Genomic DNA, 26,340 nt, shown 5'->3' with positions numbered 1-26,340 from the left:
CGCGTCGGTTATGCCGTCTCGATGTATCGGCTCGATATATCGAGAACAGTAAACCTGGGTCACGAAACGGGCAAGGGGGGCACGAGTGAATGTGATCACGTGGGCTTGGACGGTGCGTCAGGTCGCCGGTCCGGAGAGGCGGGCGGCCCCGGGGAGGGGGTAGAACGCAACGGGCAGGTAATGATCTGGCGACGGTATGCGGGCTTATGCGCCTGATGCCCGTTTAGTACCGAATTACAGGTGCGTACGCTGTCGCGTGTGCACGAGGACCACCTCCCGGGGACAAGGCGGTTGGCGGGCATCGGAAGTGAACCCTGCCTTCAGGCCCGAGCGGTCTGACCGAGGAGTTGCTGGAAGATGAGCGAACACCGGCGCAGGTCGTCCAACCCGGGCGGCGGTGAGCAGCCTCCGGGCCGCCGCGCGCCCGAGGGCGGACGCCCCTATGCCTACGGCACCCCGCCGGAGGGTGCCCCGCGGTACGACCGGCCGGCCCCGGGACCGGGGCCGCGCCAGGCGGTGCACCGGGAGACGGCCCAGCAGCCCCGGCTGACCCGGGCGGAGATGCGCAAGCAGGCCGCCAAGGGCGGCGGCCGCGGCGGCGCCGGCAACGGCGGGGGCAACGGCGGCGGCGGTCGTGGTGGCCGGGGGCCGGGCGGCCCCGGTGGGGCCGGCGCCCCGAGCGGGCCCGGCAAGAAGCGCTTCATCGACTACCCCCGCTACGGCAAGCGCGGGGTCTGGCGCTGGATGCCCTCCTGGAAGCAGGTGCTCTCCGCCTTCGTGATCTTCTTCGGCAGCTGCGTGGCGGCCGTCGGCATCGCGTACGCGAACACCACGATCCCGGACGTCAACGCCCTGGTGCACGACCAGAACAACATCTACTACTGGGCCGACAACTCGGAGATGACCCGTCAGGGCTCGACCAACCGTCAGGTGGTCCAGCTCCAGGACATCAGCCCGAATGCGCGCAAGGCCGTCATCGCGGCCGAGAACGAGAGCTTCGAGACCGACTCCGGCATCGACCCCAAGGGCATCGCCCGCGCCGTCTACAACATGGCCACCGGTGGCGAGACCCAGGGTGGCTCGACCATCACCCAGCAGTACGTGAAGAACGCCTACCTGAGCCAGGAGCAGACCCTCTCCCGCAAGGTGGACGAGCTCTTCATCACGCTCAAGGTCAACCAGAACCAGAGCAAGGACAAGATCCTCACCGGCTACCTGAACACCAGCTGGTTCGGCCGTGGCTCCACCGGCATCCAGGCCGCCGCCCAGTCGTACTACGGCGTGGACGCGAAGAACCTGGACGTCTGCCAGAGCGCGATGCTGGCCGGTCTGCTCAAGGGCGCCGGCCTGTACGACCCCTCGCTGAACGCCGCGAACCACCAGCGCATGGTGGACCGGTGGAACTGGATCCTCGGCCGGATGGTGATCACCAAGGCGATCACCCCGGAGGAGAAGGCCAAGTGCACCACCTTCCCCGAGCCGATCCCGAAGCGCCCCTCGGCGAACATGAACGGCGAGATCAGCTACCTGGTCGACATGGCCAACAACTACATCGAGTCCAAGGACAAGACGATCACCGACGCCACCCTGGCGCACGGTGGCTTCCAGATCTACACCACCTTCGACAAGGGCAAGGTCGACGCCCTGAAGAAGGCGGTCGACGACGTCAAGGCCGAGGCCCTCGACACCAACAAGCGCCCCAAGACCGACACCTTCGTGCAGATCGGTGCCGCCTCGGTGGTGCCGAACGACGGCGCGATCGTGGCGATCTACGGCGGTGACGGGGTCGAGAACAAGCACTACACCAACAACGCCGACGGCTCGGGCATCCCGGTCGGTTCGACGTTCAAGCCCTTCGTGCTGGCCACCGCGATGCAGAAGGGCGTGCTGACCAAGAAGGGCGCCGACGGCCAGCCGACCCCGATCAACGCCAGCAGCCTCTACCTGGCCGACGACATGGCGCCGATCTACAAGGCCGACGGCTCGCCGGCCATCGGCGACGACGGCAAGCCGTACCACCAGCGCAACGACAGCCCGGGCGACAAGGGCTACGTGACGCTGAAGCAGGCCATGCAGTACTCGTACAACGTGCCGTTCGTGCAGCTCGGCCAGGACGTCGGCAACGACAATGTGAAGGCGATGGCCCAGTCGCTGGGCCTGACCGCCGGCTTCGCGCCGACCACCTCGCTGACCTTCCCGCTGGGCACCTCGACCCCGAGCGCGATCCGGATGGCCTCGGCCTACTCGGTGTTCGCCGCCCGCGGCATGCAGACCGACCCGTACTCGGTGCTCAAGCTGGTCAAGGACGGCGTGCCCAAGCCCGGCTTCGAGAAGCCGAAGGCCAAGCAGGTCATCGACCAGGCCGTCGCCGACAACGTCACCGACGTGCTGCAGAACGTGGCGAAGAACGGTACCGGTACCAAGACCAACGCGCTGGGCCGCCCGGTGGCGGGCAAGACCGGTACCACCGACGCCGGCACCTCGGCCTGGTGGGTGGGCTACACCCCGCAGCTGACCACCTCGGTCGGCATGTGGCGCGAGGAGCCGGGCAAGCCCGGTCTGCTCTCGCTGGACGGCACCGCCGGGCACACCTCGGTGCACGGTGGTGACTTCCCGACCGACATCTTCACCCGGTACATGAAGGTGGCGCTGGACGGTCAGGAGAAGATGGACTTCCCCGACCCGGAGCCGATCGGCCAGGCCGTCAACTCCTCGGGTGCGCCGTCCACCGACTCGCCCTCGCCCTCGGCCAGCGACTCGCCCTCGGCCAGCGCGACGCCGAGCGCCACCCCGAGCAGCACGCCGAGCCCGAGCAGCAGCCGCACCGGTGGCCGGCCGTCCAGCTCGCCGACCACCAGCAGCTCGCCGACCTGTCTGCTGGGGCTCTGCGAGTCCTCGAGCCCGACCGCTCCCTCGCCGACCCGCACCAAGCCGGGCGGTGGCGGCGGTCAGCCCTCCTCCTCGCCCAGCGACAGCGCCAGCCCGGCCGCCGGTGGCGGCGGTGGCGGTGGCGGCGGCGGTGCCGGTGGCGGGGCGCTCTCCAACAACGAGAGCGCCTCGGGCTGAGCCTGACGCAGTGCGAGCCCGAGGGGGCGCGGCCGAGCCGCGCCCCCTCGGCGTTTCCGGCGGCCGGCCACCCCAGTGGTATCGACCAATGAGAGTTCGCCGGAGCCTCTTCGTCCAGGCCCGATCGGTGCGGCATCATGTCCGCCATGACCTCGAGCGAGCGTGACGAAGCGGGCGTGGCCACGATGGGCCCGGCCACGGTGGGCCCGCTGCCCAACACCGTGGTCGTCCCGGCGGACGAGGACCCGGTCGCCGCGGCGGGCAGCGAGGTGCTCGGCGGCCCGCCCGGCCGGCGGGCCCTGCTCGGGGTCTCCTGGTGGGTGCCGGCCCGCTTCCTGGCGCTCGCGGTGATCATCACCTCGGTGCTCGGCATGGTGCAGAAGGTCTCCTGCTACGACGGCGGCTGGTTCCACGGGGCCGCCGCCCAGTACACCCACGCCTGCTACAGCGACATCCCGCACCTGTTCACCGGCCGCGGCTTCGCCGACGGCCTGCACCCGTACCTGGACAAGCTGCCGAACCCCACCCCGGACATGCAGTACCTGGAGTACCCGGTGCTGACCGGGCTCTTCATGCAGGTCGCGGCCTGGCTGACCCCGGGCTCCGGCGGCGGCCAGGACCGCGAGCAGCTGTTCTGGCTGATCAACGCCGGGATGCTGATGATCTGCGCGGTGGTGGTCGTGGTCGCGCTCTCCCGCATCCACCGCCGCCGCCCCTGGGACGCGCTGCTCTTCGCGCTGGCGCCCTGCCTGGCGCTGGACTCCACCATCAACTGGGACCTGCTCGCCGTGGCGCTGGCCGCGGTGGCGATGGCCTACTGGTCCGGCGGCCGCCCCGGCTGGTCCGGCGTGTTCATCGGCCTGGCCACCGCCGCCAAGCTCTACCCGGTGCTGCTGCTCGGCCCGCTGCTGGTGCTCTGCTGGCGGGCCGGCCGCTGGCGCGCCTTCGGCGCGGCGGCCGGGGGCGCGGCGCTGGCCTGGCTGGTGGTGGACCTGCCGATCATGATGGCCAACTGGAAGGGCTGGGCCACCTTCTACACCTTCAGCCAGACCCGCAAGGAGGACTACGGCTCCTTCTGGCTGATCCTGATGCAGGACCGGGGCGCCCAACTGGAGACGCTCAACACCTGGATCGCCGGCCTGCTGGTGCTCAGCTGCCTGGCCATCGGCTGGCTCGCGCTGGCCGCCCCGCGCCGCCCGCGCTTCGCCCAGCTGGCCTTCCTGGTGGTGGCCGCCTTCGTGCTCACCAACAAGGTCTACTCGCCGCAGTACGTGCTCTGGCTGATCCCGCTGGCCGCACTGGCCCGCCCGCGCTGGCGGGACTTCCTGATCTGGCAGGCCTGCGAGGCGCTCTACTTCCTCGGCATCTGGTCCTACCTGGCCTTCGTGAGCGACTCCAAGCAGCACGGCATCGGCCAGGACTGGTACCACTTCGCGGTGGTGCTGCACCTGGTCGGCACGCTCTACCTGTGCGCGATGGTGGTCCGCGACGTGCTCCAGCCCGAGCGTGACCCGGTGCGCTGGGACGGCAGTGACGACCCGTCGGGCGGCGTCCTCGACGGCGCGCCGGACGTGTTCGTGCTCGGCACCGCCCGGCGGCTGCAGGAGGAGGAGACGTACCGGGAGTACCGCCTGGACGACCTGGACTGGGCGCCGGCCGAGGCCGGCGCCGACACCGAGGGCCGGCCCTAGCGGTCCACCACCCGGTCGAAGTGGGTGGTGGTGTGGCGGGTGTTCAGCGGCAGCTCCTCGCCGATCACCGGGGGCTTGGTATCGGCGGGCAGGAAGAGGATGCTCACCTGCATGTGCGGGGGCTCGGCGAACCAGAGCTGACGGCCCGACCAGGAGTACGGCGAGAGGGTCCGGTTCACCGTGGCCAGGCCGGCCCGGGCCAGGCCCTTGGCCCGCGGCACCATGCCGTGCAGGTACTTGGGGGCCTCCAGGCCGACCCCGTGCGCGGTGCCGCCGGTGACCACCAGCAGCTGGCCGTCCGAGGGCGCGCGGTGCTGGCGGTAGCCGTACCGCTCGCCCTTGGCGATCGGGGTCACGTCCAGCACGGTGGCCCGGGCGGTCAGTGCGCCCGGATCGCCCAGCCAGAGCCGGGTGCCGATCCGGGACCGGAACGTGGTGCCCGGGTAGCGCTCGCCCAGCCGGGCCACCCCGGCCGCGCCCAGGTGGCTGAGGAAGACGGTGGCGGTGGGCAGCCCGGCCGCGGCGATCGCCTCCACCCACTCGGCGCACTCCGCCACCGAGGCGTCGTCGCCCGGAGCACCACCCGGCCGGTCCAGCGGCAGGTGCAGCGCGAACCCCTCGAAGACCAGCCCCTCCAGTGGCAGGTGGGCCAGCTCCGCCGGGGAGATCCCGTGCCGCCGCATGCTGGTCATGCACTCCACCACCACCCGGGTACCGGCCGGCAGCGCCCGCAGTGCCTCCACGTGCGCCACCGTGCGGATCACCCGGGCGGGCAGTTCGAGCGGTTCCTCGCCGACCCGGTAGGGCGTCAGCACCAGCAGGTCGCCCCGGAACCGGTCCAGCACCGCCGCCGCCTCGGCCGCCGTGCCGACGGCCAGCAGCCCGGTGCCCAGCCGCTCCGCCTCGGCCGCCAGCCGCTCGTTGCCCAGCCCGTACCCGTTGCCCTTGGCCACCGGCACCAGCCCGGGGAACTCGGCCAGCACGGCGCGTTGGTGGGTCCGCCAGCGGGCGGTGTCCACGGCGAGCGAGAGGGTCATGGGTGTACTCCCCGAGAGGATCGGTGGGTGGGCGGCCGGTGCGGCGCCGTCAGTGGCGCCGAACGGGCCGTCAGCGGCGCGACATGTAGAGGTCGAGCGCCTTGTGCAGCAGCTTGTTGAGCGGGAAGTCCCACTCGCCGAGGTACTCGGCGGCCTGGCCGCCGGTACCGACCTTGAACTGGATCAGCCCGAAGAGGTGGTCGTCCTCGTCGAGCGTGTCGCTGATCCCGCGCAGGTCGTAGATCCCGGCGCCGAGCGCGTACGAGTCGCGCATCATCCGCCACTGGATCGCGTTGGAGGGCTTCACCTCGCGCTTGTGGTTGGCCGAGGCGCCGTAGGAGTACCAGACGTGCTCGCCGACGGTGAGCATGGTGGTCGCGGCCAGCGGCTCGCCCTCGTGGTAGGCCAGGTAGAGCCGCATCCGGTCCGGGTGCTCGGCGGCCAGCGCCTTCCACATCCGCTGGAAGTAGGCCAGCGGGCGGGGGGTGAACTGGTCGCGCTGGGCCGTCACCACGTACAGCTGGTGGAAGACCGGCAGGTCCTCGTAGCCGCCCTGGACGACCTCGACCCCGCTCTTCTCGGCCTTCTTGATGTTGCGGCGCCAGAGCTGGTTGAAGCCGCGCTGGACGTCGTCCAGCGAGCGGCCGGCCAGCGGCACCTGGAAGACGTACCGGGGCTGGACGTCGCCGAAGCCCGCGCCGCCGTCCTCGCCCTGGAGCCAGCCGGACTTGCGCAGCCGGTCGGCCACCTCGAAGGCCCGGGGCTCGTACCAGCTGGGCTCCACGTCGCGCAGGCGCTTGGCCTCCTTGCCCGCGATCGCCTCCTTGATCGCGGGCGCGTCCCAGCGGCGGATCACCACCGGCGGGCCCATCTTCACGGAGAAGGCGCCCTGCGACTTGAGGTGCGCCAGCATCGGCTGCAGCCACTGGTCGAGGTCGCGGTCGTACCAGTCGATCACCGGGCCCTCGGGCAGGTAGGCCAGGTACCGCTTGAGCTTGGGCAGCTGCCGGTACAGCACCAGCCCGGCCCCGACCAGCTCGCCCGCCGGGTCGAACCACCCGATGCTCTCCGAGCGCCACTCCGCCTTCACCTCGCCCCAGGAGGGCACCTGCATGTGGCTGGCGGACGGGCGGCTCTCGATGAACTTGAGGTGTTCCTCGCGGGTGATCGTCCTCAGGCGCAGGCTCATGCTCGGCTGTTCCTCCTCGGTCGGCTGGTCCACCTGACCTTATCGCCCGAATGGTCCGTTTCCGGGGCGCCGCCGACATGGAGGTGCTCCCCCCACGCGGCCCGTGCACACCCGGTGCACCAGGTAATGAGACGTGGGGGGAGCGGGTTAAGTTACGCCGTCCGGGCGAAGTGCCCGGTGGTTCACCCGAACAGCCCGCCGTGTGCGAGCCCCAGACCGAGGCCCACGGCGGAGGCACCGAGCGCGATGACGGTGACGAACCGCTCCGCCGTGGTGACCGAGATGAACTGGCCCCAGAGGCCGGTGACCACGCCCGCCAGGCCCGTCCAGGAGCTCAGCAGGTGCAGGCTGTGGAAGAACGAACTGACGAAGGCCAGCAGCCCGAACACCACGGTCAGGCCGACCAGGGTGTTCTCGCGTGGGTGCGGATGGCCGTCGGTGTTGAGGGTGAAGGCCGGCATGCGGCGGACGGTCTGAGCCATGAGGACCCACCTCCTGAGGAGGAAGACGTGCCGTGCGATGGGCGCACCGGCACCGTTCTGTACAGGTTGCGGCGGTTTGGGGCGGGTGACAACCCCTATGCGTTTTGTTCGGCCGTACGGGTGCAGGTAGGCTGTGCGGTCTGCACTGGTGTAGTTGTGCCCCCGTCTGCCCTCGGGCCGACCGGCACTGTTCGCACCGCACCAGTGTCGACGCTGCACAACCCTCCTGCCACGGAGAGACCGTGGCCGCTGAGTCCAAAGGAGGTGGGTTTCTCATGCGTCACTACGAGCTGATGGTCATCCTCGACCCCTCGGTCGAGGAGCGCGCTGTCTCCCCCCTGATCGAGAACTTCCTCGCTGTCGTCCGCAACGGCGGCGGCAAGGTCGAGAAGGTCGACACCTGGGGTCGCCGCCGCCTGGCTTACGAGATCAACAAGCAGTCCGAGGGCATCTACTCGGTCATCGACCTCAAGGCCACCCCTGAGGTCGTCAAGGAGCTCGACCGCCAGCTTGGCCTGAGCGAGTCGGTTCTGCGGACCAAGGTCCTGCGCCCGGACACCCACTGAGCCACGCCCTGACGCCCTAGGCGTCGGGTGGTTCACGTCCGGTGTTTCACGTGAAACATCCGGACGAGCACCGCAGAACTTCTTTCCGAGAGGTCATCACCACCATGGCAGGCGAGACCGTCATCACCCTCGTCGGCAATCTCGTCGACGACCCCGAGCTGCGCTTCACCCCTTCGGGTGCCGCGGTCGCCAAGTTCCGCATCGCTTCGACGCCGCGGACCTTCGACCGTCAGACCAACGAGTGGAAGGACGGCGAGAGCCTCTTCCTCACGTGCAACGTCTGGCGTCAGCCCGCGGAGAACGTCGCCGAATCGCTGCAGCGGGGCATGCGCGTCATCGTGCAGGGCCGGCTGCGCCAGCGGTCTTACGAGACCAAGGAAGGCGAGAAGCGGACGGTCTTCGAGGTCGAGGTCGACGAGGTCGGCCCGAGCCTGCGCTCCGCCACCGCCAAGGTCACCCGGGCCAACCGGTCCGGTGGGCAGGGCGGTCCCGGCGGCGGCTTCGGTGGCGGTGGCCAGGGCGGCTACGGCGGCCAGCAGGGCGGCGGCGGTGGCGGCGGTTGGGGTGGCCCGCAGGGCAACTCCGGCGGCGGCCAGTCCGGCCCGTCCGACGACCCGTGGGCGTCCAGCGCTCCCTCTGGTGGCAACCAGGGTGGCGGCGGCTGGGGAGCCCCGTCCGGCGGCGGCTACTCGGAAGAGCCCCCGTTCTAAGCGGTGCACCGTCGGGCCACGGGTCCGGCGGACGCTGACAGATTTCGTAACCACAGGAGCACACGATGGCGAAGCCGCCTGCTCGCAAGCCGAAGAAGAAGGTTTGCGTCTTCTGCAAGGACAAGGTCAACTACGTTGACTACAAGGACACGAACCTGCTTCGCAAGTTCATCTCCGACCGCGGGAAGATCCGCGCCCGCCGGGTCACCGGCAACTGCACCCAGCACCAGCGTGACGTCGCCACGGCCGTGAAGAACAGCCGTGAGATGGCGCTGCTGCCCTACACCTCCACCACGCGCTAAGAGAGGGTGACCGAACAATGAAGATCATCCTCACGCACGAGGTTCCCGGTCTCGGCTCGGCCGGCGAGGTCGTCGAGGTCAAGGACGGCTACGCCCGCAACTACCTGGTCCCGCGTGGCTTCGCCATCCGCTGGACCCGCGGTGGTCAGAAGGACGTCGACGCCATCCGTCGCGCCCGCAAGATCCACGAGATCCAGACGCTCGAGGCCGCCAACGAGGTCAAGGGCAAGCTCGAGGGTCTCCAGGTCAAGCTGGCCGTTCGCTCCGGCGACGCCGGCCGCCTGTTCGGCTCGGTGACCCAGGCCGACGTCGTGGAGGCCATCAAGGCCGCCAACGGCCCGGTCGTGGACAAGCGCGCCGTCGCGATCGCCTCGCCGATCAAGACCGTGGGCACCCACCGCGTCTCGGTCAAGCTGCACGCCGACGTCCAGGCCAACCTCGACGTCGCCGTCGTCGCCGCCTGACGCTGCGCTCAGCTCTGCTGAACCGGCTCCGAGGGCCGGGCACCCCTTCCGGGGGGTGTCCGGCCCTCGGGCTTTTCCCGTGCCGGCGGTGTCCGGACCGCCCGTGCCGGGGTCAGGCGCGGACGGCGCCCGGGCTACCCCCTGCCGAGGGCTATGCCCGGACGGCGCCCGGGACGAGCCAGGCGCCGGTGCGGAAGCGGCGCCAGAGAAGGACGGCGCGGGCCAGCATGAAGAGGTTCATCGCCCACCAGAGGCCGGCCAGGCCGAGGCCCAGCGCCGGGACGGCGAAGGCGGCCGGGGCGAAGACGGCGAGCGTGCCGAGCATGGCCCAGGCCAGGTAGGTGCTGTCGCCGGCGCCCATCAGCACGCCGTCCAGCACGAAGACCAGCCCGCCCACCGGCTGGGTCAGCGCGGCGAGCAGCAGGGCCGTGCCGAGCTGGTGCCGGACGGCCGGGTCGGTGGTGAACAGCGGCACGTACAGCGGCCGGGCCAGCACCAGGGCCAGCCCCAGCACGATGCCGGAGCCGATGCCCCACTGCACCATCCGGCGGGCGGCGGCCCGGGTGCCGGGCAGGTCGGAGGCGCCCAGGTACCGGCCGACGATCGCCTGGCCGGCGATCGCGATGGCGTCCAGCGCGAAGGCCAGGAAGCCCCAGATGGTCATGGTGATCTGGTGCGCGGCGATCTGGGCGTCGCCCAGTCCCGCCGCCACGGCGGTGGCGATCATCAGCACCGCGCGCAGGCTCAGGGTGCGGATCAGCAGCGGTCCGCCGGCCCTGGCGCAGGCCCGGATCCCGGCCGCGTCCGGCCGCAGGCTCGCCCCGGCCCGGCGGGCGCCGCGGACGACCACGACCAGGTACGCGGCGGCCATCGCGGTCTGCGCGATCACCGTGCCCCAGGCCGAGCCGGCCACCCCGAGTCCGGCGCCGTAGACCAGGCCCAGGTTGAGCAGGATGTTGGCGCCGAAGCCGCCGATCGCCACCAGCAGCGGGGTGCGGGTGTCCTGGAAGCCGCGGAGCACGCCGGTGGCGGCCATCACCATCAGCATGCCGGGGATGCCCAGGGCGCTGATCCGCAGGTAGGTCACGGCGTAGGGCGCGGCGGTGGCGGAGGCGCCGAGCGCCCGGACCGCCTCCGGGGCCAGCAGCAGGGCGAGGGCGACCACGCCGACCGAGAGCAGCAGGGCCAGCCAGATCCCGTCCATCCCCTGCTGTACGGCCGCCCGCCGGTCGCCCGCCCCGATCCGGCGGGCCACGGCGGCGGTGGTGGCGTAGGCGAGGAAGACGAACACGCCGGTGGCGGTGGCCAGCAGGGTCGCGGCCACGCCGAGACCGGCCAGCTGGGCGGTGCCGAGGTGGCCGACGATCGCGGAGTCGGCCAGCAGGAAGAGCGGCTCGGCGACGAGCGCGCCGAAGGCCGGCACGGCCAGGGCGAGGATCTCGCGGTCGTGGCGGCGGCGCTCGGGCCGGCTGTTGGTAGGGGCTGTGGTCACCGGGCCAGCGTACTCATCCACAGGTAATGACTGCTAGGGGGTATTGATTCTTACCTACCCAGCGGTAAGGAGCGGGGTGCGGCTGGGCCGCCGGAGTGATGGTTCAGGTGTGTGAAGAAATTCTCATGCACAGCCCGTGGAAGGAGTATGTGCAGGTCAGGGCGTTGACGCCGAGTAGATGGTGTGGTTATCCACAGTGATGTCCACAGAGTTGTGCACAGGTTCGGGGGAGTTACCCACAGGTGTGGGACCTTCGTCCACATGTCCTGTGGATAACCATCTTGGCCGATCGGCTCCCGGCCCCTTAGCGTGGACGCCTGCCCGCCCTGCCGTCCGGGCGACACCTGCCCACCCGGCGTCGGATTTGTCCGCCCGGTGGCGTATGAAGGAAGGTGCGCCGACGACGTCTCCGGCGGCGCCGACGTTCCGCTCCACCTTGCTGTACTCGCTGTACTCGCACCGCTTCGCTGATCGGGGAACTCGCGTGACCGGCCCCCAGTACGACGACCACGACGTGCCTCCGCCCCCGGAGGACGACTGGCAGCCGTCCGACGACGCCTTCCCCCCGGGGCCCTTCCCGGACGGGCCGGGCGACCGGCTGCCCGTGGCCCGGCGGGACGGCGGCCAGCGCGGCTCCGCCGGCTCCGGTTCCGGTGGTTCCGGCGGGGGTGGTGGCGGCAAGGGCGGCTCGTTCAACGGGAAGCGCAAGCGGGACTCCGACTCCGAGGGCGGCGGCGAGAGCCGGTCCGGCGGCGAGGGGTTCGAGCGGGTGCCCCCGCAGGACCTCGCGGCCGAGCAGTCCGTCCTCGGCGGCATGCTGCTCTCCAAGGACGCCATCGCCGACGTGGTCGAGGTGCTCAAGCCGCACGACTACTACCGCCCGGCCCACGAGCTCGTGCACAGCGCGATCCTCGACCTCTACGCCCGCGGCGAGCCGGCCGACCCGATCACCGTGGCCAGCGAGCTCACCAAGCGCGGCGAGCTGGCCCGGGTGGGCGGTGCCTCCTACCTGCACACCCTGGTCAACTCCGTCCCGACCGCGGCCAACGCCGAGTACTACGCGGAGATCGTCCACGAGCGCGCCGTACTGCGCCGCCTGGTCGAGGCCGGCACCCGGATCGCCGGCATGGGCTACGCCGCCGAGGGCGACGTGGACGAGATCGTCAACGCCGCCCAGGCCGAGATCTACGCCGTCACCGAGCAGCGCACCAGCGAGGACTATGCCCCCCTCGCCGACATCATGGAGGGCGCCCTCGACGAGATCGAGGCCATCGGCTCCCGCCAGGGCCAGATGTCCGGCGTCCCCACCGGCTTCGCCGACCTCGATGCCCTCACCAACGGCCTCCACCCGGGCCAGATGATCGTCATCGCGGCACGACCGGCTATGGGTAAGTGTCTCAGTAGCGATACGACCATTACAGATGCGGCTACTGGCGAACGTATCACCATTGCAGACTTCGTGCGGCGCGGGCAGGACGGCGAGCACCTTGAAGTGCACACACTGGACGATCGCTGGCAGCTGAGCGCGGTCCAGCCCTCGGACTTCATCGACAACGGTCGCCGGGCGGTCCTGAAGCTGACTACCCAGCTTGGCCGGTCGATCACCGCCACCCCGAACCACCCCTTCCGCACGCTGCGCGGTTGGGTGCCGCTGGAGGAACTGCAGCCGGGCGATCGGATCGCGGTGGCCCGGGATCTCCAGGCGGGCGCCTCGGCGGAGCTGCCCAGCGCGCTGGTGGCCCTGACGGGCTACCTGCTCGGCGACGGTTGCATCTCGCGCGGAACCCCGGACCTGACCGCCTTCTCGGCTGCCATCCGGCGCGACGCCGACCGTTGGGCGCGCCAGCTGTCGCTCCGTCCGGAGCACAGCATGGCCAGGCCTTGCCGGGACCGCGGCTGCCCCGACTTCGACCGTGCCGAGCACCAGCACCCATCCCTGGTGCGATTCAGCTCAGCTGTCCGCGGGGGAAACCCGCTCGTGGCCAGGCTCCGTGAGTTGGGGCTGTGGGGCACGACCAGCCACACCAAGTTCGTGCCCGAGGTCTTCTTCCGGCTCTCCGAGCCGCAGATCGCGCTCTTCCTCTCCCGGCTCTACGCCACTGACGGCTGGGCGTCGGTCTCCGAGCCGGGCAACCAGCCGCAGATCGGGTACTGCTCGGTCAGCGAGCGGCTGGCCCGGGACGTGGCGCACCTGCTGCTGCGGCTGGGCATCGTGGCCAAGGTGGTACGCCGCACCGTGGCGTACCAGGGCGAGCGGCGGCCGGCTTTCCAGGTGCTGGTCCACGACATCGACCAGATCCGTACCTTCGCGGCCCGGGTCGGGATCTTCTCGAAGGAGGCCCAGCTGGCCGAGGTCCTGGCGACCTTCGGCGAGCGGGTGGGCCGGCCGAACCTGGATCTGGTCCCGAGCGAGGTCTGGGAGCTGATCCTTGCCGAGAAGGGCGAGCTGAGCTGGGCCGAGGTCAGCGCCCGGACGGGCCGTCCGCGCAGCCACAACTGGCACGTCGGCCAGGCGGTCAGCCGGCACCGGCTGATGGAGCTGGCCAAGGCGCTGGACTCGCGGGCCCTGCTGGATCTGGCCTCCTCGGACGTGCAGTGGGACGCCGTCGAATCCGTCGTCCCGGCGGGCGAGGAGCAGGTCTACGACCTCACGGTGGACGGCACCCACAACTTCGTTGCCAACGACATCGTGGTGCACAACTCCACCCTGGCGCTGGACTTCTCCCGGGCCTGCTCGATCACCAACGGGCTGCCGAGCGTCATCTTCTCGCTCGAAATGGGGCGGAACGAGATCGCGATGCGACTGCTCTCGGCGGAGGCGCGGGTGGCGCTGCACCACATGCGGTCGGGGCAGATGACGGACGACGACTGGACGCGAGTGGCCCGGCGGATGCCGGATGTGACGGCGGCTCCGCTCTACATCGATGACTCGCCGAACCTGTCGATGATGGAGATCCGGGCCAAGTGCCGCCGGTTGAAGCAGCGGGCGGACCTCAAGCTGGTGGTCATCGACTACCTCCAGCTGATGCAGTCCGGTGGCTCGCGCCGGGCCGAGAACCGTCAGCAGGAGGTCTCGGACATGTCCCGTAACCTCAAGCTGCTGGCCAAGGAGCTCGAAGTCCCGGTCATCGCGCTCTCCCAGCTGAACCGTGGCCCCGAGCAGCGCACCGACAAGAAGCCGATGGTCAGCGACCTGCGCGAATCCGGCTCGATCGAGCAGGACGCCGATATGGTCATCCTGCTCCACCGCGAGGACGCCTACGAGAAGGAGTCCCCCCGCGCGGGCGAGGCCGACCTCATCGTCGCCAAGCACCGTAACGGCCCCACCGCCACCATCACCGTGGCCTTCCAGGGCCACTACTCCCGCTTCGTCGACATGACCCGGGAGTAGCGGGGCTACTGTAGGGTCTCAGATTTCATGTCGAAATCTCAGGTCTGATGTCGGGTCAGAGTCGGATGCGACACCATCCTGAGACTCGCAGACGGTGCCGTCACTCGAGCGTTGGACGTTCGTAGCAGGACCCGCCGACGGATCACTGTGTCGTACCGGGACGGCACAATCGGCGCATGCCTGAGACCTTCATCGACCTGGGATCTGTCACCGCACCGTCCGGTGTGCTGGTGCTCGGCATGGCCGGGTGGATCGACTACTGGCCTGAACTGGGTCAGCCCCTGTCTGAGCGTGCCAAGATAGCGGCGGAGTCGGGAGGCGGCCACCTTCGGGAGTGGCTGTGCGAGGTCGTCGCGGTCCCTGCCGCTGATGACCGGCCGTTGAGGGTGAGGGCGAGCACCTCTCCGTCCCCGTTCGACGAGGAACCGACGATCGCGACCCTGGAGATCAGCCTCGGTCTCCCATGGCCCGAGACAGCAGAACAGTCGATGCCGGTACGGCTTGGTGACCTGCCCGTCGACCGGTGCGGCATGGTCGTCGGTGACGCCTCTGGGCTGGACGCGTGGACAGGCATGGACGACGAGCCGGCCGACGGGCTCGCTGACGTCTTCTACTGGGGCCGGTACGCGGACGATGCGCATGCGCAGTTCGGTGGTGAGCGGATCGTGCAGTACGGCGTCGACGGACCGCACGGGTGGCTCGATCTTTCGGTGGCCCAGGCAGCCGTGCGCGCGGCCGAACTCACGGCCTGGCGCGACCGCCTCCACGGCAAGGGCCTCATGGTCTCGGTCGACAAGCACACCGACTACCACCGCTTCCGGCGGGCCGGGTGGGACCATCCGCTCCACGTTGGTGCGATCGAGGTCGGCGGCTGCCAGGTACTCGGCATCGAATGGGACCAGGGCGACCACTCGATGAGGCACCGCGGTGAGCGGGCCCACGGCCAGGTCTATCCGGTCACACTCGAAGCCGACGAGGTGGGCGAGATGATGATGCGCTGGACCATTCCGCCCTCGACTTCGACGACGAAGACGAGTGACGAGCTTGGCCCTGGGGATCCGCCACCGTGGTGAGACCGACCAACCCCGACACGCGGTGAGACAGATCTGAGAACCAAAGGTCACAACGGTGACCTGCGACACGAGCCGCGAGACCCTACAGCTACTCCTCGTCCCGCTCTTCGTCTCTTCGTCCTCGATGCGGTGGAAGGCTCCGGCGAATTCGTTCGCCGCGAGCAGCGCAGTGATGACCTCGACCAGGTGCGGGATGCCCGGTGCTCGGACGATCAGGCCATCCGAGCACCGGAAGCAGCGGCCGGCGGTGGCTTCGTCGGTGAACATGGGCGGGCATAACAGCTCTCTGCTATATATAAGGAAGCTGATAGTCATTCACTCGGAGGCGACCCATGACCAGTGCTGCCCTGCTCGATCACGTCGTCGCCGGATCCGGCCCCGGGCTCGTGGTGCTGCACGGCACCGGGGCCGACGCGGTCTCGAACTGGGGTGGGCTGATCGAGGCGGTGGGTGACCGGTACGCGGTGGTCGCTCCGAACCTGCCCGGGGCGGGGGCCACTGCCGTGGTGGACGGGCCGATCGACCTGGCGGAGCTGGCGGACCGGGTGGTCGCCACTGCCCGGGCTGCCGGGGTGGAGCGGTTTCATCTGGCCGGGCACTCGCTGGGGGCGGTGGTCGCCACCGCCGTGGCTGCTCGGCATCCTGAGGCGGTGAATTCGCTGTTGCTGCATGCTGGTTGGGTGCGGACGGCGCCGCGCGAGGCGTTCATGTTCGACCTGTGGGATCGGCTGCTGCGCACGGACAAGGGGCTGTTGGCAAGGGAGTTGGTGCTCACCGCGATGGGGCCCGAGCTGCTCGCCTCGCTGGACGAGGCGCAGTTCGCCGAGTTGGCGGCCGGGTTCACCGACATGCTGGACGAACGCATCCTCGGGCAGATCGAGTTGAACGGCCGGGTGGACCTGCGGTCGGCCGTGGGGCGGGTCGCTGCGCCCACTCTGGTGGTGGCCAGTGCGGACGATCTGATCGTGCCGCCGTACCACCAGCGGCAGTTGGCCGCCGCGATCGGCGGGGCCGAGTACCTGGAGACCCCGGGCGGGCACGGGCTGCCGTTCGAGGACCCGGCCCGGTTCTTCGCGATCGTCGCCGAGTACGTCGACCGGCAGGAGCGGGCCTTCGCCCGCTGATCCGAGCCCAACGGTTTTCAGGCGAAGGCGAGTTCGAGGTCAGAGGCTGCGGGCGGTGATGTCGCCGTAGGCGGTGGTGGCCTGGATCCGCAGGTCGGGAGTGCCGGACGTGCTGGTGCGCAGGGCGTTCTCGATCCGGCCATAGGAGGTGGCGGCGTCGAGCGAGGCCTCGGCTCCTGCGGTGGCGCCGACCGTGATCGCGCCGGCGTCGGTGCGCAGGACGACCGTGCCGGTGACGGCCTCGGTGACCAGGATGTCGCCCTGGCGGGTGCTGAGTTCGGCGGGGCCGCCCAGGCGGCCGACCGTGAGGGAGCCGGCCTGGACGGCGATCCGGGCGCCCGCGGTCTCGTCGAGCTGGACGGTGGCGCGGCTGCCGTCGAGAACGACCTCGCCGAGCCGTCCGGTGCTGCGGAACTCGCCGTCCGCCAGGGCGGCTTCGACGCGAGAGCCGGCCGGCAGCTGCACGGTGACCTCGACGGAGCCGGAGTCGCCGAGCAGCGGGTGCTCGGCGGGCGGGGCGGCGATCCGCAGCACGCCGTCGAGGTAGCTGATCTCGATCTGCTCGGCGGCCTGGACGTCGCGGCGCTTGGCGCCGTTCGCCGGGCGGACCTCGACGGTGGTGTCGCTGCGGTCGCCGGCGACCAGGCGCACCCGTCCGACCGGGATGGTCAGGAGGGCGGTGACCGGGGTGGGGGTGGTGAACTGCTGCATCGTGCTGCTCCTTCTCCGGCGGCGGGCGCTTGGTCGGCCCGTCGTTTCTGATGAAGGAAACGCTACGTTGCATTCACTGGTCTGGCAATCATCTCGTTGCGCATTGAGACTGTCCTTGCAGGTAGATGGTGGGAAATCGTTGCGGTGATCTGATGGGTAATGCAATGAAGAGAAGGCGGGTCATTGCAATGATCTGAGACTGAACGCTACTTTCAGCCGCCGAAGATGGCGGTCGGGTCGCCGGTGTACCAGGTGTTGCGGATCCGCAGCCGGTGGATCAGCCAGCGGGCACCGTCGCGGTGGAGCTCGACCTCGTACGGGTTCTTGAGCAGGGCGTGCACGGTGGGGTCGGCGGTGAGCAGGTGCTGGGCCTCGACCAGGGCGGTCAGCTGGGCGGTGTCGCCCTCGATGCGGATCCGGGGGTTGGTGACCTGATGGGTGGTGTCCACCCGGCCGGCGAACATGCCGAGGATGGTGGAGACGATGAAGTCCCGACCGACCATCAGGGGCGGCTCGGCGCCCCAACGGGCGGCCGCCGGACGGAAGTCGAGCTCGGCGTCGGGGGTGAAGGCCGAGGCGAAGAGCTCGGCGTCCTTGAGGTCCTGGCCCAGGGCGAAGCGGTACAGCGCGTCGGTGATCTCGGCGCGGGCGCGCAGCTCGGCGAGAGTCGCGGCGGTGTCGCCGGGGTGGGCAGCGAGCGCGGAGAGGGCGTGCTGGGCCATGATCGCTCCAAGGGTGCTTCGGTGGCGGTGAGTTGCGGGTGGGGCTGCCGTCACTGATCACTCTGCCGGGGGCGTGGCTGGTGAACAACGGTCGTCTGCGCCAGGATCGTGAATCAGGGCTTAACGATGAGGGGTCGGGGTGTTGGAGCGGCACGAGGTGGAGGCGCTGCTGGCGCTCGCGGAGGAGCTGCACTTCGGGCGGACGGCCGAGCGGCTGCACGTGTCCACCGCGAACGTCAGCCAGACCATCCGCAAGGTCGAGCGCCGGGTCGGCGTACCGCTGTTCCGGCGGACCAGCCGGGTGGTCGAACTCACGCCGGTGGGGCGCCGGTTGGTGGAGGAGCTGGCCCCTGCCTGGTCGGCCGTCGGTACGGCCGTGGAGCGGGCGGTGGCTGCCGGACGGGGTTTGGACGGACGGCTGGAGGTGGCCTTCGTCGGCGCGGCGGCCGGGCAGTTGGTGATCGGGGCGGTGGAGGCGTTCCGGGAGCGGGCTCCCGGGTGCGAGGTGCGGATCCGGGAGGCGCAGCCGGCCGAGTTGCTGCCCTGGCTGCGCTCGGGCGAGGTCGAGTTGGGGCTCGGGGTGCTGGCTGCGGCGGAGCCCGGGATCGCGTGCGGGCGGCCCCTGGTGCGGGAGGCGCAGCTGCTGGCGGTGCCGGTGACGCACCCGTTCGCCGATCGGGGTGCGGGGGTGGCGGCTGCCGAGGCTTCGTGGGGGGTTTCGGTGGCGGAGTTGGCCGGGGTGCCGTTGGTGCGGCTGGCCGGGCAGGGAGCGGGGCTGCTCGGGGCCGGGGCCGGGGTCGGGGCTGGGGCTGAGGCTGAGGCTGGGGAGGGCGGCACCGGGGTTGGGTCGGGGCCGGTGGCGGGGACGTTCCACGAGGCGTTGACGCTGGTGGGAGCCGGGCAGGGGCTGTTGGCGGTTGGTGGCCACGCCCGGCGGTACTACGCGCGGCCGGACATCGCCTACGTGCCGCTGCGGGACGCGCCGTCGGTCGAGTGGGGGCTGATGTGGCCGGCCGAGCGGGCGACCGCCCGGGTGCGGGCGTTCGTCGAGGCTGCGGCCGGCCTGGTGGGCGCGGTCGGCTGACCGGGGCGGGCCTGGTCAGCCGGCCTTGGCCGGTCGGTGCCGGCCGGCCGGTGCTGGTCAGCTGGGCAGTTGGGTCAGCCGGTGCGCTTGCGGGCGAGGGTGACGCCGTCGCGGACGGGCAGCATGACCGACTCGACCCGGGGGTCGGCGGCGATCAGGTCGTTGAGCTCACGCATGGCCACCTGGTGCGGCTGGTCGCAGGCCGGGTCGAGGGCGCCGCCGGCCAGGAAGACGTTGTCCAGCACGATCAGGCCGCCGGGGCGCAGCCGCGGGACCAGCTCCTCGTAGTAGAGCGGGTAGCTGATCTTGTCGGCGTCGATGAAGGCGATGTCGACGGTCTCCTCCAGCGGCAGCGCGCGCAGGGTGTCCAGGGCCGGGCCGATCTTCAGCTCGATCCGGTCGGCGACGCTGGCCCGCTCCCAGTACGGCTTGGCGCGCGAGGTCCACTCCTCGCTGACGTCGCAGGCCAGCAGGTGGCCGTCGGCCGGGAGGCCGCGGGCGATGCAGAGCGAGGAGTACCCGGTGAACACGCCCACCTCGACGGCCCGGCGGGCCCCGACCAGGCGGGTCAGCATGGTGAGCAGCGCACCCTCGTCGTGTGAGATCTGCATCCCGGCGGCGCCGCCGGTGGCCTCCCGGGTCTCCACGACCAGGTCCTGGAGGATCTCGTCGGCGGGGGTGCAGTGGGTCAGCAGGTAGTCGCTGACCAGCGGGTGGGTGATCTGCAGCTCCTCGCCTCGGACCGGAGCGGACCAGTCGACGCCGAGCTCCTCCTGCCCGGCCGCCTCGACCCGCAGCCGCTCGGTGACGTCCTGACGGACGGTCTCCAGCGCGGCCCCGCTCGACGCGGTGGCGAGCAGTTCGAGCTGGTCGCCGAGCGGCGCGAGCACGCAGGACCCGCCCGGGTAGTCGAGGGTGGTGCGGCCGTCCCGGGCGACGGTGCTGCTGACTCCGGGAGCCGGGTCCTTGGCCAGGGCTTCGGCGAGGTGGTGGGCGTACCGGGCGGCGTGGGCGGTGGCGACCTGGGCTGTCGAGGAGGGCATCGGGATCCTTCGGGTCCGGTAGTGGTCGGGTACGAGCCTAGGGCGCGGCGAGACGGGAAGCTGATGGTGCGCCAGTCGTTGCGGGGGTGATCGGGTTGGGCTGGTTGGACTGGTTGGGCTGGTTCGGCTTGTGGTGGAGGGAGTCGGCTGGGTGGTGGTGCATCGAGTCGGCCGGGTCGTGTCGGGAGGTTTCCGGGTGGGTGCTGGCAGAGTGGGGTGATGGACTACGTGACCCACTTCCGGCGTGAGGTGCGGGCCTTCGAGGCAGCAGCGCGGCGGGCGCTGGCCGTGGAGCCGGTGGCGATGGTGCGGCTCTTGCCTGGGCTGGTCGGCCGCTGATCTGACGGTGCACCTGGGCGGTGTGCAGCGCTATGTGAACCGGATCCTGGCGGAGCGGCTGTCGGGGCCGCCGGACGAGACCGACCTGAGCATCTACGGACTCCCCGCCGACCTGACCGGCTGGCCGATGCCCGGCGCCGGCCCGCACCGGGTGGGGGTGTCTCCGCTGCTGACGGACTGGTTCGCGGCCGGAGCCGCCGCCCTAGCCGAGCAGTTCGAGGCGGTGGCGGTGGCGGTGGCGGTGGCGGTGGCGGCGGCGGCCGAGCCGGTCTGGAGCTGGTCGCCGGACCAGTCGGCGCGCTTCTGGCTGCGGATGCAGACCATCGAGGCGGCCGTCCACCGCTGTGACGCGGAGGCCATCCTCGGCGAACCGGCGCCGATCGCTGCCGAGTTGGCGGCCGATGCGGTGCCGCAGGTCTTCGAGGTGATGGCTCCGGCCCGCCGGGCCTGGCGCGAAGCGCCGCCCGGCGAGGGCGAGCGGTACCGCTTCCGCCGCACCGACGGGCCGGGGGACTGGTTGGTCCACTTCGACGGCCCGTCGGTCGGGCTGGAGCAGGGAGCTTCGGATGACCCTGCTGCGGATGTCGAACTCGCTGGGAGCGCAGAGGAGTTGATGCTCTTCCTCTGGCAGCGACGATCCGCTGACGGGCTACTGGTGCACGGTGAACCCGGCTTGCTGGAGCGGTACTTCGAGCTGGTGCCGCCGGTGTGAGGCGGCGGTGTGGGGACGGGGTGGGCGCGCCTACGGTCTGCCGGTCGGGTCGGTGCGTCTGCCCGGTGGTGGTGCTCGGCCTTCAGCGGCGCGGGCCCGGGACGCCGGGTGCCACCGGGCTGACACGGGCGTGGTGGCGCCGCCGGAGGCGGTGTCGGTGACCGTGGGCCTCGGGGAGCACCCAGTGGTACGGCGGCGGGGTCCGTTGGGGCAGGGTCAGCGCCGACCACCCGGTCGGCGGCCCGGCGGTCGAGACCGCCGAGGCCCGGCGTAGGGCAGCGCGGACCCGCACGGTCACCGCCGGGTCGGCTTGCTCGACGGTGGACAGCACGTGGGGCGCACCCAGACTGGACGCGGCCAACAGGGCCTCGAACTCGTCCGGTTCGCCGGACCCCGGGAAGGCTGGACCGGCGGCCGGCACGGATGGGGCGGGCGCAGGTCGGTCGGCGGGGGGTTGGTCGGCCCAGGGCCGGCTCGCCCCACGGATGGCGGGGTGAGCCGGTCGGCTCGGCGAGGTGGACGGTACGGACGAGCTGCTCGGGTCGGCGCGGCCGGTGTGATCGGTCAGGTTGGTCTGATCGGTCGGATTGGTGTGCTCGGTCGGGCCGGAGAGGTCTGCCGGGTCGGTGCGGTCGGCCGAGTCGGGGTGGGTGTTCGGCGGGCCCGGGGCCCGGAAGTGCGGCCCGGCCGGATCGCTGTTGCTGTTGCTGTTGCTGCGGGCATTCATCGGGTCCCCCCCATCTCAGACCTGCCGCGTGCGGGTGGTGCGCCAGGTCTTCCGGGCGCGGGCCAGGCGTCGTTCCACGGCTTTGGCCGACGGCAGGCCGACCCGGCGGGCGGTCTCCTCCTGGGTGTAGCCGTCCGCGACGCAGTGGAGGATGGCGCGCAGCTTCGGATCCCGGACGCTCGGCAGCAGTCGGCCCAACTCGTCCCGGTCGGCCGCGTGTCGGTACGGATCCACGGCCTGGTGGTCGACGACGTCGGGGTGGTCCCGGCCCTCCTCCGAGCCTGGGTTCAGGGCGGCCCTGAGGTACTGGCCGTTCAGCCATTCCCGGTGCCATCGGTGATAGGTCTGCGGGAAGACCCGCAAGGTGGCGCCCACGTAGTAAGTGGTCAGCGAGGCACCGCCGTTCGGGTGCCAGCGGCCGAGGATCAACCCGTGCTGACGGAAGAGTGCGAAGCCGACCAGGGCCGTCTCCACCGCCACGTCCCGGCGTTCGTCCCTGGACCAGGCGGGGCGACGGACGGTGCGGACCGGTCGCCCGGCGGCGGCCGCCTTGGCGAAGATCTCGCCGCTGAGCGCCCACTTGGAGAGCACGTTCACCCCGTAGAGGACGGTCCGTTCGGCGAACCGCTCGAACCGGGGTCCGGTGAAGCCGTCGCGGCGCAGCAGCTCGACCAACCGCTGGTCGGCGGCGAGCCGGGCGGCCCGGGCGGCCTCGTCCTCGCGGGGCGAGCCGAGGGTCAACCAGCCGTCCAGGAGCAGGAATTCCGCTCTGGTCAGCTCGGTGGGCCCTGTTGCCCCCGTGAGTTCGGTGGGCCCGGTCGGTTCGTGGCTGCGGTCCCCCTCGGTGGGGGAACCGTCGGTGGAGTCGTCCTCGGTGGAGATCCCGTCCGTCGGGAGGTGCGTCGGACGGTTCGTCGGACGGTTCGTCGGCTGGTCGGTCTGATGGGTTTCCGATGGATGCTCGGGATCTCCGAAGCTGGCAGAGCTTGCGACCTGCACGCTGGCTCCCTGCGGGTGGGTGATCCGGGTGGTGCGGCCTTGCCTGACAACTGGGGTGGTAGGGCGCTGGTAGCCGTGTTCCCCCGCTGCGGTCGGCGAATCCGATGTGATGCCGGTCACCAGGGGGCCGGGGGCCGGTCGGACCTACATCCCCAAGTGGGTCTCGCCGCAACGGAGATGGCCCTGAAGCGAACGGAGGGCCGTGGTGAGTGCTCAGAAGCCTCTGCTCGACCAGCGGGCGACGCTCGTCCTGCTGCTCGGAGTGTTGACGGGGGTCGCCGCCGGGGTGCTGACCGCCCTGGGCGGGGCGGGGGCGGCGGACGCGGTGTTGGCCGGTGGGGCGGGCTTCGCCGGTGGGGTCGTCCTCTTCCAGCAGATCGTCGGGTAGGTGGTGGGGGGATCGGCTGGTTGGCGCCCGGCCGGTCAGCCGTTCTGGCCGTAGGGAGTGGTGGCGCGGGCGGTGCGCAGGGCCTGCGCCCACCAGTCCAGCTGGTGCAGCATCTCCTTCATGGCCAGGTTGGTGTCGGCGGCGTCCACCGGCCGGCCGTCGGCGTCGAACCGGGCGCCGGCGTTCTGGAAGCTCACGGTGTTGCGGATGGTGGTGGCGTGCAGCTCGGCGAAGACCAGCCTGAGCTGCTCGACGGCGCGCAGGCCGCCGCTGATCCCGCCGTAGGAGACGAAGGCGACCGGCTTCGCGGCCCACTCCGGGCGGAACGAGTCGATGGCCTGCTTCAGCGGGGCCGGGAAGCTGTGGTTGTACTCGGGGGTGAGCACCAGGAAGGCGTCGGCCCGGTGCAGGCGGGTGCTGAGCGCGGCGACGGCGGCCCGGCCCTCGGCTGACGGGTCGCCGAGCTCATGCGGCAGGCCGGTCTCGGCCAGGTCGATGAGATCGAGCTCGAAGCCGTAGTGGTCGGCCTGCTCGGCGGCCCACCGGGCGATGGTGGGGGCGAACCGGCCGGGGCGGGTGCTGCCGATGATGATCGCGAGGCGGACCGGGGTGGTGACGGGCATGGCGAACTCCTTGGTTGGCAGGCGTGGTGTGGTCGCGCCGGTGGAGTACTGACGGCGTGCTGAGTAAAGTACAACGTGTATGGCAGCAAGTAAAACGGTATCTGCAAAAAATGGAGGAGCGATGTCAGAACGCCAGGCCGAGAGCCCGACCGACCGGCCGCCCCGGCGTGGCCTGGCGGAGAAGCGGCAGGCCATCGTCCAGGGGGCCGGTGTGGTCTTCGCCCAGGACGGCTACACCCGGGCGAGCATCGACGCGATCGCCCGGGAGGCCGGGGTCTCCACCCGGACCATCTACAACCACTTCGCCGACAAGGCGCAGCTCTTCCGGATCGTGATCGAAGAGAGCGCGACGCGGGTCCGGGACGCGCAGCTCGCGGAGATCGAGCGGCACCTGGGCAAGGTGGTCTCGCTGGAGGACGACCTGGTGGGGCTGGGGCTCGCGCTGGCGGCGCGGTCGGAGAGCTTCGAGGCGCACTTCGCGTTGGTGCGGCAGATCCAGGCGGAGGCGAGGCACCTGCCGGCCGAGCTGGTGGCGGCCTGGCAGGAGGTCGGGCCGTGGGCGGTGCAGCGGGAGCTGGTCGCTCGGTTCACGGGGCTGGTGGAGCGGGGGCTGCTGGGTGCCGGTGCCGGTGCCGGCACCGCCGTCGATGCTGCGGGGGCGGGTGCGGTGGACCGGATGGTGGCGCACTTCCTGGCGCTGGCCACGGCGGAGGTGGAGGCGCGGAGCATGTGGGGGACGGTCGCCGTGCCGGCGGAGGAGGCCGAGGGGCTGGTCCGGGCTGGGGTGCGGGCGTTCCTGCGGGCGTACGGCTGAGGTGGACGCGGCGCGCGCCGACGGCTACGCCTTGACCGATGACCGATGACCGATGACCGATGACCGATGACCGATGACCGATGACCGATGACCGATGACCGCAGGCAGCGGTGCAAATGGCGATGACAGATTTTGTCGGCTGTCAGTCGTCAGCTGATCTCTGCCATCCGATACCGGTCACCGGTCATCGGTCACCCGTCATCGGTTGGCAGTCAGTTATCGTCGGTCATCCGCCGGCGCAAGATCAGAGCGTGACCGTAGCCCGGAAGACCGTGGCGCTCGGGGCGCCGGCGACCGTCGTGACGGTGCCGTCGGCCGGCAGGAAGGCGGACTCGCCCGGGGCCAGGGTGAGGGAGGAGCCGTCGGCGCCGTTCAGCACCGCGCTGCCCTCGGTGCAGAGGAGGATCTGCGGGGCGGTGCCGCCCAGGGCGGCCGGTGCGGCGGACGTCGGCTGGTAGCGCGAGAGGCGGAACTCGTCGATCGGCACCGGGTAGAGCTGCTCCCCGTCCGCGCCGACGGTCGGCCGCAGCACCTCGGGTCGGCCGCCCGCGAAGACGACCACGCGGAGCAGCTCCGGCACGTCGATGTGCTTCGGGGTGAACCCGCCGCGCAGCACGTTGTCCGAGTTGGCCAGGATCTCGACGCCCAGGCCGCGCAGGTACGCGTGCGGCACCCCTGCGCCCAGGTACAGGGCCTCACCCGGCTGCAGGCGCACGTAGTTGAGCAGCAGAGCTGCCAACAGCCCGGTGTCACCCGGGAATTCACGGGCCGCGAAGGCGTAGCCGGCGAACTGCCCGTCGGTGACCTCGGTTTCGGTTCCGGAGCCGGTCCCAGCCTCCGTGGCGGCGGCGCGTTCGACGGCGGCCGCCACTCGGGCGACCGTCTCGGTGGCGGTCGGGCCGGTCATCGACAGGACGGTGGCGAGGGCCTCGCTCAGGGCTTCGGCCTCGGGCTTGGTGCGGAGCAGGTCGATCAGGTCGGCCAGTTCCGGGACGTTCAGGGACTCCAGCAGGTCGGCGGCCTCGGTCGCCGGACGGAAGCCGCAGAGGCCGTCGAACTCGGTGAGGGCGCAGATGAGTTCGGGCTTGTGGTTGGCGTCCTTGTAGTTGCGGTGCGGGGCGTCCAGCGGGATGCCCCGGGCCTCCTCGTCGGCGTACCCGGTGCGGGCCTGGGCCAGATCGGGGTGGGCCTGGATGGAGAGCGGTTGCCCTGCCGCCAGCACCTTGAGCAGGAACGGCAGCTCCGGGCCGAACTTGGCGACGGCGGCCGTGCCGAGTTCCCGTTCGGGTGCGGCGGCGATGAGTTCGGCGAGCGAGTGGGTGCCCCCGTCGCGGACCGCCAGCGAGGGGGAGCCCGGGTGGGCGCCCATCCACAGCTCCGCCTGCGGTTCGCCGGTCGGCTCCTGGCCCATCAGTTCGGGTATGGCCGTGACCGAACCCCAGGCATAGGGGCGGACGATGTTGACGAGCTTGTCCATGGTCGCGGGTCCTTCGAGGTCAGGCTGCCGGAGTCGTTCCGGAGTGGCAGGGCCGCGCGGGCCGTGCGGCGGGCACCGGCCTGGCGGAGGGAATCGACCTTAGCCGACCTTTCG

General features: G+C 71.0%; 24 protein-coding genes and 1 pseudogene. 13 read left to right on the top strand and 12 right to left on the bottom strand.

Annotation, left to right across the window (positions count from 1 at the left end):
- Positions 1-357 precede the first annotated feature (357 nt).
- Positions 358-3,066 (top strand): transglycosylase domain-containing protein, encoded by a 2,709-nt coding sequence (locus CFP65_RS19000; protein WP_254552458.1) that lies wholly within the window; start codon positions 358-360, stop codon positions 3,064-3,066.
- A gap of 137 nt (positions 3,067-3,203) precedes the next feature.
- On the top strand, positions 3,204-4,757 hold the full coding sequence (locus CFP65_RS18995; protein ID WP_371682435.1) for a glycosyltransferase family 87 protein: 1,554 nt from the start codon (positions 3,204-3,206) through the stop codon (positions 4,755-4,757).
- On the opposite strand, the gene CFP65_RS18990 is transcribed toward CFP65_RS18995, so the two are convergent.
- The 3 genes from CFP65_RS18990 to CFP65_RS18980 form a co-directional block, all read right to left on the bottom strand.
- Positions 4,754-5,794, bottom strand: coding sequence for an alanine racemase (locus CFP65_RS18990; protein WP_104817234.1), 1,041 nt, complete (start codon positions 5,792-5,794; stop codon positions 4,754-4,756). The two genes, CFP65_RS18995 and CFP65_RS18990, sit on opposite strands and share 4 nt — an antisense overlap.
- 70 nt (positions 5,795-5,864) lie before the next feature.
- Positions 5,865-6,983 (bottom strand): peptidoglycan bridge formation glycyltransferase FemA/FemB family protein, encoded by a 1,119-nt coding sequence (locus tag CFP65_RS18985; protein WP_104820975.1) that lies wholly within the window; start codon positions 6,981-6,983, stop codon positions 5,865-5,867.
- 182 nt (positions 6,984-7,165) lie between these two features.
- Positions 7,166-7,465, bottom strand: coding sequence for a hypothetical protein (locus CFP65_RS18980; protein WP_104817233.1), 300 nt, complete (start codon positions 7,463-7,465; stop codon positions 7,166-7,168).
- A gap of 275 nt (positions 7,466-7,740) precedes the next feature.
- Here CFP65_RS18980 and rpsF point away from each other — a divergent pair, with 275 nt between their 5' ends.
- From rpsF to rplI, 4 genes are all read left to right on the top strand, one after another.
- Positions 7,741-8,031, top strand: a complete 291-nt coding sequence (gene rpsF / locus CFP65_RS18975; RefSeq protein WP_104817232.1) for a 30S ribosomal protein S6 — start codon at positions 7,741-7,743, stop codon at positions 8,029-8,031.
- 104 nt (positions 8,032-8,135) lie between these two features.
- Complete coding sequence (locus tag CFP65_RS18970; RefSeq protein WP_104817231.1) at positions 8,136-8,741, top strand: single-stranded DNA-binding protein; 606 nt, start codon at positions 8,136-8,138, stop codon at positions 8,739-8,741.
- 65 nt (positions 8,742-8,806) lie between these two features.
- Positions 8,807-9,043 (top strand): 30S ribosomal protein S18, encoded by a 237-nt coding sequence (rpsR, locus tag CFP65_RS18965; protein ID WP_030270170.1) that lies wholly within the window; start codon positions 8,807-8,809, stop codon positions 9,041-9,043.
- Between the two features lie 17 nt (positions 9,044-9,060).
- Positions 9,061-9,507, top strand: a complete 447-nt coding sequence (gene rplI, locus CFP65_RS18960) for a 50S ribosomal protein L9 (RefSeq protein WP_104817230.1) — start codon at positions 9,061-9,063, stop codon at positions 9,505-9,507.
- Positions 9,508-9,658: 151 nt separating this feature from the next.
- Here rplI and CFP65_RS18955 read toward each other — a convergent pair whose 3' ends face one another.
- Entirely contained in the window at positions 9,659-10,999 is a 1,341-nt protein-coding gene (locus CFP65_RS18955) for an MATE family efflux transporter (protein ID WP_104817229.1), read from the bottom strand.
- 514 nt (positions 11,000-11,513) lie between these two features.
- Here CFP65_RS18955 and dnaB point away from each other — a divergent pair.
- The 3 genes from dnaB (at position 11,514) to CFP65_RS18940 (ending at position 16,587) form a co-directional block, all read left to right on the top strand.
- Positions 11,514-14,390 (top strand): replicative DNA helicase, encoded by a 2,877-nt coding sequence (dnaB, locus tag CFP65_RS18950; RefSeq protein WP_371682538.1) that lies wholly within the window; start codon positions 11,514-11,516, stop codon positions 14,388-14,390.
- Between the two features lie 176 nt (positions 14,391-14,566).
- Positions 14,567-15,463, top strand: a complete 897-nt coding sequence (locus tag CFP65_RS18945; RefSeq protein WP_254552457.1) for a hypothetical protein — start codon at positions 14,567-14,569, stop codon at positions 15,461-15,463.
- 332 nt (positions 15,464-15,795) lie between these two features.
- Entirely contained in the window at positions 15,796-16,587 is a 792-nt protein-coding gene (locus CFP65_RS18940; RefSeq protein WP_104817227.1) for an alpha/beta fold hydrolase, read from the top strand.
- A gap of 39 nt (positions 16,588-16,626) precedes the next feature.
- Here CFP65_RS18940 and CFP65_RS18935 read toward each other — a convergent pair whose 3' ends face one another.
- Both CFP65_RS18935 and CFP65_RS18930 read right to left on the bottom strand, forming a co-directional pair.
- Positions 16,627-17,298, bottom strand: coding sequence for a DUF4097 family beta strand repeat-containing protein (locus CFP65_RS18935; protein WP_104817226.1), 672 nt, complete (start codon positions 17,296-17,298; stop codon positions 16,627-16,629).
- A gap of 212 nt (positions 17,299-17,510) precedes the next feature.
- Positions 17,511-18,020 carry a nuclear transport factor 2 family protein gene (locus CFP65_RS18930; protein WP_104817225.1) on the bottom strand — a complete coding sequence of 170 codons (510 nt, stop codon included), beginning with the start codon at positions 18,018-18,020 and terminating at the stop codon, positions 17,511-17,513.
- A gap of 139 nt (positions 18,021-18,159) precedes the next feature.
- On the opposite strand from CFP65_RS18930, the gene CFP65_RS18925 reads away from it, so the two are divergent.
- Entirely contained in the window at positions 18,160-19,104 is a 945-nt protein-coding gene (locus tag CFP65_RS18925; RefSeq protein ID WP_104817224.1) for a LysR family transcriptional regulator, read from the top strand.
- Positions 19,105-19,178: 74 nt separating this feature from the next.
- Here the strand turns inward: CFP65_RS18925 and CFP65_RS18920 are convergent, their stop codons facing one another.
- Positions 19,179-19,832, bottom strand: coding sequence for an O-methyltransferase (locus CFP65_RS18920; RefSeq protein ID WP_254553014.1), 654 nt, complete (start codon positions 19,830-19,832; stop codon positions 19,179-19,181).
- Between the two features lie 33 nt (positions 19,833-19,865).
- Positions 19,866-20,147 (bottom strand): annotated as a pseudogene (locus CFP65_RS41050) (DUF2218 domain-containing protein); the annotation flags it as partial.
- Positions 20,148-20,508: 361 nt separating this feature from the next.
- Between CFP65_RS41050 and CFP65_RS18915 the strand changes: the two are divergent.
- On the top strand, positions 20,509-21,198 hold the full coding sequence (locus tag CFP65_RS18915; RefSeq protein WP_254552456.1) for a maleylpyruvate isomerase N-terminal domain-containing protein: 690 nt from the start codon (positions 20,509-20,511) through the stop codon (positions 21,196-21,198).
- An 82-nt stretch (positions 21,199-21,280) separates the two neighbouring features.
- Here the strand turns inward: CFP65_RS18915 and CFP65_RS18910 are convergent, their stop codons facing one another.
- Together CFP65_RS18910 and CFP65_RS18905 are read right to left on the bottom strand one after the other, a co-directional pair.
- Positions 21,281-21,925: a hypothetical protein gene (locus tag CFP65_RS18910; protein WP_104817222.1), complete on the bottom strand. Its 645-nt coding sequence runs from the start codon at positions 21,923-21,925 to the stop codon at positions 21,281-21,283.
- A 15-nt stretch (positions 21,926-21,940) separates the two neighbouring features.
- Positions 21,941-22,666, bottom strand: a complete 726-nt coding sequence (locus CFP65_RS18905; protein WP_158702242.1) for a hypothetical protein — start codon at positions 22,664-22,666, stop codon at positions 21,941-21,943.
- 463 nt (positions 22,667-23,129) lie between these two features.
- Between CFP65_RS18905 and CFP65_RS18900 the strand changes: the two genes are divergently transcribed.
- Entirely contained in the window at positions 23,130-23,312 is a 183-nt protein-coding gene (locus CFP65_RS18900) for a hypothetical protein (protein ID WP_254552455.1), read from the top strand.
- Between the two features lie 35 nt (positions 23,313-23,347).
- On the opposite strand, the gene CFP65_RS18895 is transcribed toward CFP65_RS18900, so the two are convergent.
- On the bottom strand, positions 23,348-23,935 hold the full coding sequence (locus CFP65_RS18895) for an NADPH-dependent FMN reductase (RefSeq protein ID WP_104817219.1): 588 nt from the start codon (positions 23,933-23,935) through the stop codon (positions 23,348-23,350).
- 121 nt (positions 23,936-24,056) lie between these two features.
- Here CFP65_RS18895 and CFP65_RS18890 point away from each other — a divergent pair, with 121 nt between their 5' ends.
- Positions 24,057-24,749 (top strand): TetR/AcrR family transcriptional regulator, encoded by a 693-nt coding sequence (locus CFP65_RS18890; RefSeq protein ID WP_104817218.1) that lies wholly within the window; start codon positions 24,057-24,059, stop codon positions 24,747-24,749.
- A gap of 244 nt (positions 24,750-24,993) precedes the next feature.
- Here CFP65_RS18890 and manA read toward each other — a convergent pair whose 3' ends face one another.
- The gene (gene manA, locus CFP65_RS18885; protein ID WP_104817217.1) at positions 24,994-26,226 is read right to left on the bottom strand and encodes a mannose-6-phosphate isomerase, class I; all 1,233 of its coding nucleotides are present in this window, start codon (positions 26,224-26,226) and stop codon (positions 24,994-24,996) included.
- Positions 26,227-26,340 lie beyond the last annotated feature (114 nt).

This window comes from Kitasatospora sp. MMS16-BH015 (assembly GCF_002943525.1).
GTDB lineage: Bacteria > Actinomycetota > Actinomycetes > Streptomycetales > Streptomycetaceae > Kitasatospora.
The sequence above is the reverse complement of the archived record's forward strand: the minus strand, read 5'-3'. Positions and strand labels throughout refer to the sequence as shown.